The sequence below is a fragment of the Rhizobium centroccidentale genome, from assembly GCF_030182565.1.
Taxonomy (GTDB): Bacteria; Pseudomonadota; Alphaproteobacteria; order Rhizobiales; family Rhizobiaceae; genus Rhizobium.
On the sequence record NZ_JAQJCG010000055.1, the window covers coordinates 1 to 1,570 of the forward strand.

Annotated in this window: 1 protein-coding gene; it reads right to left on the bottom strand. The window is 48.8% G+C overall.

Features of this window, described 5'->3' with window-relative positions; genetic code table 11:
• Positions 1-1,008 precede the first annotated feature (1,008 nt).
• Complete coding sequence (locus PH562_RS30595) at positions 1,009-1,485, bottom strand: helix-turn-helix domain-containing protein (protein ID WP_000469298.1); 477 nt, start codon at positions 1,483-1,485, stop codon at positions 1,009-1,011.
• Positions 1,486-1,570: the final 85 nt, after the last annotated feature.

Consider the following 1,570-nt stretch of genomic DNA (forward strand, 5'->3'; position numbering starts at 1 on the left):
ATCAGTATTCATATTAGCAAGCATGAACGTAAAAATTTTGTATTGCGTTGCTGATAGCCCTTTAACACGGCATAAATCACGGATATACAGCTTCACGAACTCCGGCTCTTCCAAAATTACGCCAGTTTTTTGATCTAAAAATTTCGCTCCCATTCTCACCTCGCAGGTAATTTAGTTACCGTTTTATCGGTATCTTATGTATGTTCCACAACCGAGTAAATACTTTTTTTCCGGTATTTGATTAGCAACAAAAACAGTATTCCGGTATTTGAAATACCGCTGAGCGGTATTTCAACCTCCGCTCAGCGGTAAAAACTTTCCCGCTGAGCGGTATATCTATTCCCGCTGAGCGGTATTTAGTTTGCCTCTAGGCCTTGTCACACCTGATTTTCCTATCTGTCTGTGAATCTATCTTAGATCTCGTGCGTAAGTGCACTATGCCAATACTGGTTCCCTTCCGCTTCCTCGCCCACTCGCGAGCCTAGCGGCTCGGTCGCTGGGGCTGCGGCGAGCGGTGCCACCTCTCGCATATCGTTGACGATCCCGATTTGATCTCAGGCGATCGAGTCGCTGGCCACCGGTTAAACGCGCTCAAAGCCTCCCAGACGCACAAAACGGGGGTTAAATGCCCGTCAGGGCATGGAAGGCGCGAAAAACGCTTACAGAGGCTCTCAGGAGGTCAGGCGCGCCGATACCCCTAACCAGGGGCTTTCAGGTCGCTAGGAACCGCGTCAGCCCCCTGCAAAGCCTATTTGCACGGCACAGGCAGCTATTCGGCTGGTTGGTGGTCGTAGACCGTCGGTGTTACAGCGATGGGGGTCTGGGGTTCTCCCCAGACGGTTTCCGGTTGCGCTCAAGGCGCTGCCGGAACCGTGGCGGCGCGGTCGTTCTGGGGATCGGGGAGCAAAAACAAGCAAGGGATTTTGAGGCGGCAAAAGAGCAATGCAGGATAGACAATCATGGTCAAAACGTTAACACGTAGCCCCTGATTGTCCGCCTGCCGCTGGCTCAATTTGAAAACATGGCCATGATTCGGCGCTGAATATCACCGTCTTTGTTGACCAGTGTTTTAGTGACAAACGCTGCATGGTTTTTCGTAGTGTTGTATCCCTTCCAGACTTCATGTGGATCGAGGGCATACGCACAAACCTTACCAGCAACGGGGATTCTAACTAATGCATTTTTTGATTCTAAGTAATTGAGCCACCGAATAATTGTGCTTCTGCTAACTCCAAGTTTTTCAGCTAGGAATTGCTGATCCGCAACGACAGCGCCACACGTAGGATCGATATGCTCCGCTAAAAATGAGTACAGCTTCAGTGCTGATATGCCTTGACTATCCTTCAGCAGCTCTCGAACGCGTTCCCAACCTTTTGGGGATACCTGTGTAAACCTTGAATTCTTCTTTGCTTCTTCGAGATCCTCGGTGTTTTTCTTTGCCTCATCTGAAAGTTGTTTCAGTCGTTTTTCTGAATCAATAAACATGATTTTTTCCCTCTGAAAATCCCATGCACTAACGTTGGTTCAAATCTAAGCCATCATGACACATCTGTGCAACACCTTGTTGCGT